Annotated in this window: 7 protein-coding genes and 2 pseudogenes; 5 read left to right on the top strand and 4 right to left on the bottom strand. The window is 57.9% G+C overall.

The features are described from left to right. The 3 genes from L9Z73_RS19275 to L9Z73_RS19265 form a co-directional block, all read right to left on the bottom strand. Positions 1–801, bottom strand: an 801-nt coding sequence (locus L9Z73_RS19275) for a DUF1329 domain-containing protein (protein WP_247404151.1), incomplete at its 3' end; no start/stop codon positions are given. 29 nt (positions 802–830) lie between these two features. Further along, positions 831–2,690, bottom strand: a complete 1,860-nt coding sequence (locus L9Z73_RS19270; RefSeq protein WP_247404148.1) for a DUF1302 domain-containing protein — start codon at positions 2,688–2,690, stop codon at positions 831–833. A gap of 332 nt (positions 2,691–3,022) precedes the next feature. Then, positions 3,023–4,705: a fatty acid--CoA ligase gene (locus L9Z73_RS19265; protein ID WP_247404145.1), complete on the bottom strand. Its 1,683-nt coding sequence runs from the start codon at positions 4,703–4,705 to the stop codon at positions 3,023–3,025. A gap of 367 nt (positions 4,706–5,072) precedes the next feature. On the opposite strand from L9Z73_RS19265, the gene L9Z73_RS19260 reads away from it, so the two are divergent. From L9Z73_RS19260 to L9Z73_RS19250, 3 genes are read left to right on the top strand one after another with little or no spacing between them, the layout of a single operon-like run. After that, positions 5,073–5,570: a PAAR domain-containing protein gene (locus L9Z73_RS19260; protein ID WP_247404142.1), complete on the top strand. Its 498-nt coding sequence runs from the start codon at positions 5,073–5,075 to the stop codon at positions 5,568–5,570. A gap of 18 nt (positions 5,571–5,588) precedes the next feature. Next, on the top strand, positions 5,589–6,746 hold the full coding sequence (locus tag L9Z73_RS19255; RefSeq protein WP_247404139.1) for a DUF2515 family protein: 1,158 nt from the start codon (positions 5,589–5,591) through the stop codon (positions 6,744–6,746). Continuing rightward, a complete protein-coding gene (locus tag L9Z73_RS19250; RefSeq protein ID WP_247404136.1) occupies positions 6,746–7,378 on the top strand; it encodes a hypothetical protein in 633 nt (210 codons plus the stop codon). The genes L9Z73_RS19255 and L9Z73_RS19250 overlap by 1 nt, the downstream gene beginning before the upstream one ends. Positions 7,379–7,530: 152 nt before the next feature. Here L9Z73_RS19250 and L9Z73_RS19245 read toward each other — a convergent pair whose 3' ends face one another. Next, positions 7,531–8,163, bottom strand: a complete 633-nt coding sequence (locus L9Z73_RS19245; protein ID WP_247404134.1) for a LysE family translocator — start codon at positions 8,161–8,163, stop codon at positions 7,531–7,533. Between the two features lie 84 nt (positions 8,164–8,247). Here L9Z73_RS19245 and L9Z73_RS19240 point away from each other — a divergent pair. Further along, positions 8,248–9,075 (top strand): annotated as a pseudogene (locus tag L9Z73_RS19240) (2-hydroxyacid dehydrogenase); the annotation flags it as partial. Further along, positions 9,070–9,157 (top strand): annotated as a pseudogene (locus tag L9Z73_RS19235) (hypothetical protein); the annotation flags it as partial. The pseudogenes L9Z73_RS19240 and L9Z73_RS19235, both read left to right, overlap by 6 nt.

Here is a 9,157-nt window from a genome sequence, read left to right as displayed (position 1 = left end):
CCGGCGCACACGACGCTGGCCGGCGTTGTAGACCCACGCCGAGCGCGGTTCCTTCACCTGGTCGAGGGTTTCGTGGACCAGCAGCACGCCACCGGCCAGGCGCGCAGGCGCGGTCACTTGCTGCTTGAAGTAGAACAGCACGTTGCCGGGGTTTTTCGGGTCGAAGTCCTTCATCTTGTCGCGGAACACGAACTGGTCTTTGAAATACACCAGGCTGAACGAACCGTTGGTTTGCGGCGTGGCTTGGGTCACCAGTCGGGTCACGCTGCCGCCACGGTAGCGGGTGATGTGGTTCCAGATGACTTCAACGCCGCTTTTCGGAATCGGGAACGGCACGGCAGTTTCGAAGTTTTCCAGGCCGTTGCCGCCGGACACCAGGTTGGTGGTGGTGGCGTTCCTCTTGATCGAGGCGAACACCTCGGCCGGTACGGTGGCGCCGCGATGGGTCGGGTAGACCGGCATCTTGAAGGTTTCCGGGTAGCGCTTGAACATCGCGTACTGCCCCGGCGCCAGCTTGTCTTTGTATTGCTCGACGTTTTGCGCGGTGATGGTGAATTGCGGTTGCTCACTGGCGTAAGGGTTGGCCAGGAAACCACGGGCGTCGACGGCGCCGGCATTCGTCGGCAACGGCGACCATTTAGGAATGGTGCCTGCGGCGTTACCGGCCATTTCAGCGCCCATCGGGGTCAGGGTCGTGCCCAACTTGGCGGCCTCATCCGCCGATACCGCCGCCATGACGTTACTCGCCAGGATCGACAGCCCAAGCACACCGACGTGCAACAGACTTTTAGTTATTTTCATGTTCTGGTTCTTCCTGAAATGCAGTGTGCTTAGAAGTTGGCGCCGAAGCTCAGGGCAACGAAGTCGCGGTCATCCACCGTGCTGAACTTGCCACCAAAGAAGTTGGTGTAAGCCAGGCTCGCGGTGTAGGTGTTCTGGTATTCAGCATCCAGCCCCAGGCTGACCGCTTTGCGACCCTCTTCAAAGTTACCGCCAGGGCCTGGCGAATAACCTTTTACGTCGTGAGACCAGGCCACGTTGGGCTTGAGGTTGACCCCGGCGAAGACGTCCGGGTACTCCCAGATAGCGCGTGCGCGGTAGCCCCAGGACGTGGCGGTGGTAAAGCCATCGTTGTTGCAGTTGGTGTTCAGGTTGGCCGCGCTGGCTAGGCCCCCGCCTTGCGCCGTCGAGTTGTTGAGTGCATTACAGAAACCGCCTGGCAGCACCCCCGGACCAAAGACCGGGTCACGGCCATAGCGCGCTTCTGATTTGCTTTCCAAGCCACCCACATGGGTCACACCAATTTCACCCACGGTGGTCAGGCGACTTGCACCCATGACTTGGTCGAAGAAGTGCGTGAAGGTGGTCTGGAACTGGGTCACTTCCTTACGGTTATAGCCATGCAGATCCTGGCCTGGACTACCCTTCAACACCGATGCATTGCCGTAGCCTGGGAGTGGGGTGACACCCGCGTAGAGGATGTCGGTGGTGCTCAGTTGAACAGGGGCGTTAGGGCGATAGCTCAACTCACCACTCCACGCGGTGCCTGTAGGCAAGGTGGTGGAGAAGCTCAGGCCATACAGACGAATGTCTTCAGGGTATTCGACAAAATAGTTGGAGTTGCCCGCGACCACCAGTGGGCGCAACGACCCCGGCAGGCCGGTTGGCCCCGTATAAGCAGATTGCGGTGCGCCCTGGGCGCTGAAAATCGGCGCACGGCTGTGGTAATTCATGAAGTAAGCGCCGAACTCCGTGTCCAGCGGCTCGAAGTTGTAATGGAATGCAACACCAAATTGACCACTATCGCGAGCGTCGCGATCCGCACCACGGCGAACGAGAACACCCTCGTTATTGACGTCTACACCATTGGCCGCAAGACCGGGGAGGACTGCACCAGGCAGGAAACGGCGGCTGTTAAGCACCCGCAGGTTGTCGCTGCAACCGTCGGATATCACGTCCGGCTGCGAAAAGAACGTCCCACAGTTATCCGTGACGGTCTGGTCCCATTCCAACTGATAAAACGCCTCGGCCGACAGATTATCGGTCAAGGTTTGCGACACATAGAACATGTTGACCGGAATCAAGCCCTCCTTGATCTCAGCCCCCGGGCGACGGAACGCCGACACGTCGATCGGGTTGATGGAGTTGATGCCGCCACCGATGAAGGTACTTTCACCCCAGCTCACTACCTGCTTGCCAAACCGCACGTTGCCTGGCTGATCGGCAATGGCGTAGTTGTGGTAGATAAACGCGTCGAGAATCTGCCCGCCGGAGGACTTGGCGCCTTCCTTGCGGTTGTTGTCGCTGATGTCCTTGAATAGGCGGCTTTCATCTTTCAACTCAAAGTCATACCAGTACTTGCCACGCACAAACACACCCGTGTCGCCGTACTTCAGCTCCAGATCATGGATGCCCTTGAAGATCTTCGAGAACGTCTCGCCGCGCTTGAAGTTCAAGTGGCCGTCATCGGAGGTCTGGGACAAGCCCTTGCCACCATTGTTGACGCCGATCAGGTCTCGGTTGGCCTTGGCTGTCGACCAGCTGGCCCCCACCGAAAGCGACGAATCGAAGCTACCTTCGATTTCACCAATGTTGAAACTGACGCCGAATGCCGGCCCGGCGAGCGTAGAAGCGAGACTGACAGCCAGGGGCAATCTTGCCCGGCGCCAGAACTGGTTTACTGAGGTCATCGACGCTACTCCATGTGCATTATTGTTATGGCAGTGAGTTCTTTCTGTGATGCATGTAACGGCCGGAATACAACGATTCCAATGCCGCCCTGGCAACCGAGCCCCCGTGGCTCGAAGCGCAACATCCTTGAAAAACTCTGAGAGGGACTATAGCCAGCAGGGGGTACCGCTTGATCCCTCTAAAGTGTGATTTGCATCACCGACCCGTCTGCCACAGCCCTTTCGCCACGTCGACGAAGGCCGACGCGGCAAGGATGGCTGAAAATCGGCAAATCACAAGTGAAGCCGCGAGATAGAGCATTGCCGTGCCCGAACGGGCACGACGAAGGGTATCAAAGGGTGGACAGGAACGTGCTGTTGTTGGCCTGCCATTCGATGATGTCGATGCGGATACGTTTTTTGTCGAGCTTGCCGACACTGGTCTTGGGAATTTCAGTAACAATGGCGATCTGGCTTGGAATTGCCCACTTGCTCAAGTGGCCCAATTCCACGAACGGCTTGAGGTGTTCCTTGAGCTCGCGAGCCCCTATCACATGGCCATCACGCACCACCAGCAAGGCAAACGGACGCTCGCCCCACTGCGGGTCGGCGATGCCCACCACCGCTACTTCGCGTACCGCCGGGTGGCGGCTGACCAGGTCTTCGAGGGCCAGGGACGAGACCCACTCGCCGCCGGTCTTGATCACGTCCTTGATGCGGTCGCGGATATCGATCACCCCAAACGCGTCGAGGGTCGCCACGTCGCCGGTGTGCATCCAGCCACCTTCCCACAGCTCGGCGCCCTTTTGCGGCTCGTTGTAGTAGCCCTCGGTCAGCCACGGCGCGCGCAACACCAACTCGCCCTGGGACTCACCATCAGCGGGCAGGAAATGGCCGTCGCTGTCGATGATCGCCGCTTCCACCAAGGGCACGGGCACGCCGGCCTTGATGCGGTAAGTGGTGCGCTCGTCCTCGGTGCCGGCCATCAGCTCATCGTTAAGATGGGCGCAGGACACCAGCGGCCCGGTCTCGGACATGCCATACGCGGCGGTCAGCTGAATCCCACGGGCCTTGGCCGCTTGATACAGCGAGCGATTGAGGGCGCTGCCGCCGATGACGATTTTCCAGCCGCCAAAGTCCACACCCTGGGCGGCCTTGGCGTTGAGCACCATTTGCAGGATGGTCGGCACACAGTGGGAGAAGGTGACCTTCTCCTTGCGCCAGAGCTCCACCAAGTATTCCGGATCATAACGGCCTGGGTAGACCTGTTTCAGGCCCAGCATGGTGGCCACATACGGCAGGCCCCAGGCATGCACATGGAACATCGGCGTGATCGGCATGTACACATCGTTGGTGCCCAGCAGGCGCACGCTGTCGACACTGCCCATGATGGTCGCCACGCCAATGGTGTGCAGCACCAATTGGCGATGGGTGAAGTACACACCCTTGGGGTTGCCGGTGGTGCCGGTGGTATAGAAGGTGGTGGCGACAGAATTTTCGTCAAAATCCTCGAAATCGTACTTCGGGCTGGCGGCGGCCAGCAGGGTTTCGTACTCCCCGACCAGATTGGGCAGCTCGGCGGTTTTCTCGGCCGCATCGGTCAGCAATAACGTCTTATCGACAGTGGCGAGCTGCCCCGCGATGGCCTGGTAGAGCCCCACGAACTCGCTATTGACCAGCACAAAGCGGTCCTCGGCGTGGTTCATGGTGTAGAGAATCTGTTCCGGCGACAGGCGCACGTTGATGGTGTGGATCACCGCGCCGATCATCGGGATGGCGAACATGCATTCCAGGTAACGGTGGCTGTCCCAGTCCATCACAGCGACGGTATCACCGGCCTTGACCCCGGCCTCGGTGAGCACATTGGCCAGGCGCGCAACCCGCTCGATCAGGGTCGGATAGGTGTAGCGCAGCTTGTCGCGGTAGATGATTTCCCGGGTCTTCTCGTAACGGGCCCCGGACATCAGCAGGCGTTTGATCAACAGCGGATATTGGTACGCACCTTCGGCGGGCGGGATAACACGGGTCTGCAACATACGAATCCCTTTTTATGACTGCACGGTCTTGGCTTGAAGACCTGCACTGTAGAGACGTTATGTGCCGGCCAAATCAGCCAAAGGAATGATTTGCAGCCTCCTGTGAATGCTAGCTTTGAGCCAGTATCGAGACATTGCGACGACCCAAATGTGGGGAGCTTCCTGATATCGATCACGCTCATTGGGGAGGCCGTACCCGCGTCACTCTTACCTCTCCTGACGCCAATATCAGCCATTTCCCATCCCTATTCCGACTGCATCCGACAGTAACTTCGTATTCTCCACTCGTTCTACTTTTACCAGTTGACCCTGCATATTTTGCTGACTTAGGTTCCTCGCCAACATCAACAACGACGAGGGAATGCACATGTCTGGAAAACCAGCCGCGCGCGTTTCAGACCCCACGACTTGCCCGATCCCAGGTCACGGCACCAATCCCATCGCCAGCGGCTCGCCCGACGTCTTTTTCGACGGCCTCGCCGCCGCCCGAGTCGGCGATACCTGCACCTGTGGCCAAGCCCTCAGCGGCGGGTTCTCCTCCACGGTCTTTATCAACGGCCGCAACGCCATGACCTTCGACGGCACCACCGACCATGGCGGCGTTGTGATCGGCGGCTCAGGCAGCGTCATCATCGGCAACACACATACACCCGCGTCTTTCGTCCCGCCCTTGCCGATCATTGGCCAGCCGGTAGTCGAGTTCGAGGCTGCCAACACTCGAACGGGCGAGCCGATTGCCCAACAAGCCTACGAACTCGAAACCGCCGAAGGCCACATCGTAAAAAGCCGGACCAACGCCCAAGGCATGACCCAAGGCGTCGCTACTCGCCAGCCTGACCTCGCCGTCGTGCGCTGGACGGTCTGAGCCTCAGGGAAGAATCCAATGACTACCCAATGCATCGCCCCACACGACCTGGACATGAAAAAACTCTGGGAAAGCACCTGCGAACTGTCCGCCTGCAAGCGCATAACCAGCCACGACGGCAGAAACCCGAAGACCACCATCGTCGTGCCGTTACTGACCTGTAGCTGCCTATGGCACAGGTTTCAAAAAGAAGCCGAAGACTGGATCGCCCCCGGCGGAGTCCTCATCGCCGACCCACAAGCCCGTAACCGCAGGATCAACGCGGCGTATGCGCAATTGTGGCTGGCGGATAACCGGTTCCAATGGGCCGGGCTGGCGGCGTTTGCGTCCAAGCAGGTGGGGTGTGGGTTGTTGCATGCCGTCACGCTGGATGAGCGGATCGAAGCGGAGAGAAAAGCCTATCAGACGCTTCAGGAAAGCCACCCCAAGGACTTGTACGAGCGCATAGTAACCAACAAACTGCGCGCCAACGTTGAGTTGTGGGAGGCGTGGGACAAGGCCAAACAGCAAAACCCGGTTCCGCTGACAAGTGACCCACTTTTGGGTGGGGCGATTGCGATGCTTCAGGAGGAGCTGAAATACGTTCACGAAATGTTGGCGCTGGGGAATACGGCGCTGTTTTTGGATGTTTATCCGTTGCATCGGTTTTATATGGTGCGGGGGTTTAAAGAAATGGAGGCGTGTTTGCGTGAACGTGACAGCCTAAAAGATGAAGTAATTTTGCCTATTGCAGATAGAGTTGAATTTGGCATCGCTCAGCAAGAAATTCTTGAAACCTTTGCCTACATTGATCAAGGTAAAATTAGCGAAAGCGTGCGAACGATGGCACAGCACGAGCAAATAAACATTCTTCAACCTGCATTGTACGATGTAGAACGTTTTGCACTATTAATGCGAGGAACTCAGGCGGGAGATGTAGTGTCAGTCGTTACCGGTCTATTCTCGGGACTATCAGAGGAAATACAGTTAACCTTGGCCAGTCAGTGCAAAGCGCCAGACGGTCGAAAAATGTCTTTTAGCCGTAACCCCATCGCAAATTTGGCGGAAAAATATCAACGAATGGAGTTTGTGATGCGAGTCGCAACTCAATTCGACATTTTGTTAAAAAATCAAAGTACCCACGCTCAATTAAAAGCCTCAATTACCGAAATTGCTAACGGGGGAGGGATTAACTAATGCGGCGGTTGTACCTTGGAGCACTAACTCTAGGCTCACTATTTTTTTTAATTTATATTGCTCACGACCCCAAAGCCACTACTGTGATTTCGGCTCATATTGGAAAAACGTATGATGGAGTAGTGCGAGATTCGACGTTTCCGATCAAAGCCAAAACAGTGATCTATCCAAGTGAGCCGCCGGAACCGGACTCAGTTTGGATTAGAAGTTCGGTCATTGTGAAATTTGATGACCCAGAACACGGTTTCACCTTGCCTCCAACAAAATTCGGTCTCGTAGGTTTTAATGGATGGAAAGTCACCACTATTACCACTTCCCCGATGCTGGAGACCTTGCCTTTCGACCAGTTAATTCCATTGCTCGATCATGTTCAGGAGATGCTAAAGAGTGCCGGGTGGATACCGAAGGATGACAACGAAAACTACACTTGGATCAAAACAGGTAGTGAGGCCGACAGAAAGGCGTTACAAAGCTTATTATTCCGTAAAGCCGTAACCGCGACGCTTCTGATACCTCATAAATACGGTATGTCGCTCATCGTCAAATGCTACGCGCGTTGCGCTGAGCGTGATCCGAATACGGCGAGATATCTAATCGATGTCAGTGTGGGAAGGGACTATAGCAACCGATAAACAATAGCTTAACTCACCCGCCTCGAAGGCCCCTTAATGATCTGCAAGTGCCTGTGGTACCGGTCTCAAAAAGTACCCGAAGACCGGATCGCCCCGGCGGCGCACTTATCACCGCCCCACACGCCCCCCTCAAGACCCCTGCTGAACAAGCGTCATTTCATACTGGTAAACGCCAACTTCACCCCAATCGCAATCAACACCGCTCCCATCGTCCGATCGAACCAATGCCCCATCCGCGCAAACCCTGCACGCACCCGCTGCTGGCTGAACAACATCGCCACCAGGCAGAACCACAGCGCCGTGGCCACCGCCAGGTACACGCCATAACCCGCCTGCACCGCCAGCGGTGTGTGCGGGTTGATCACCACGGTAAACAGCGACAGAAAGAACAACGTCGCCTTGGGGTTCAAACCGTTAGTCACAAAGCCTGCGGTAAACGCCCCGCGCGGAGTGCGCTCGCCAACTTCGCGGTGCAACTCGCCTGCGGCGGCAGGTTTGGCCGGTTGTGCGCGCAGGGCCTTGAAGCCGATGTACAGCAGGTACGCCGCCGCCGCCCATTTCAGTGCGTTGAATAGCACGATGGACTGGGACACGATCAAGCCGATGCCGAGCAACGAGTACCCCACGTGCAGGAAAATCGCCGAACCCACGCCCAATGCAGTCCAGGTCCCGGCGCGACGGCCGTGGGTCACACTTTCACGGACCACCACCGCGAAATCCGGGCCGGGGCTGGCTACCGCCAACAGGTGAATCAGGGCCACGGTCAAAAACTCGGCGACGTACATACTCACTCCATTAAGTAACAGATTATTTCATCTGATAGGCTCGGTAGATTACGCCTTCGAACCCTGTCGCAAAAGGTACAGTTGATGACGAACAATCGCCGCGCCGTCTTCCTTGATCACCCGTCCCTGGACCTGGGGGACCTCGACCTCAGCGAGTTGCGAAACTGCTTCAGCGACCTGCAGCTGTTTGAGCAGACCACGCCGCAGAATGTGCTCGAACGCCTGCAAGGCGCCCAAGTCGCCATCAGCAACAAGATTGCGCTCAACAGCGAAACCCTGGTGGCCTGCCCCGAGCTCAAGCTGATCCTGGTGTCGGCCACCGGCACCAATAACGTCGACCTTGAAGCCGCCCGCACCCATGGCGTCACCGTGAGTAACTGCCAGGGCTACGGCACGCCGTCGGTGGCGCAGCATACGATCATGCTACTGCTCAACCTGGCGACGCGTTTGAACGACTATCAGCGGGACGTGAAGGCCGGCAAATGGCAACAGGCCAAGCAGTTCTGCCTGCTGGATCACCCCATCGTCGAACTCGAAGGCAAAACCCTCGGCCTGCTGGGCCATGGCGAACTGGGCAGCGCCGTCGCGCGGCTGGCCGAAGCCTTCGGCATGCGCGTCATACTCGGCGCTATTCCCGGGCGCCCTGCCCGCGCCGATCGTGTGCCGCTGGATGAACTGCTGGCGCAGGTCGACGCATTGACGTTGCACTGCCCGCTCAACGAACACACCCGCGACTTGATCGGCGCCCGCGAGCTGGCGCTACTCAAGCCCGGCGCGTTTATCGTCAACACCGCGCGCGGTGGCTTGATCAACGAACAGGCCCTGGCCGATGCCTTGCGCAATGGGCACCTGGGCGGCGCGGCGACCGATGTGCTGAGCGTCGAACCCCCGGTGCATGGCAACCCGCTGCTGGACAACGTCGACGAGATCAACCCGCGCTGGAGCCGTGCCCTGCAGCAAATGCAGCAGCAAGGCTCGCGCATGCAAACTCTGC

It is taken from the genome of Pseudomonas emilianonis (genome assembly GCF_023072625.1).
GTDB classification, from domain to species: Bacteria; Pseudomonadota; Gammaproteobacteria; order Pseudomonadales; family Pseudomonadaceae; genus Aquipseudomonas; species Aquipseudomonas paraveronii.
This window is presented reverse-complemented; position numbering and strand designations above follow the sequence as displayed.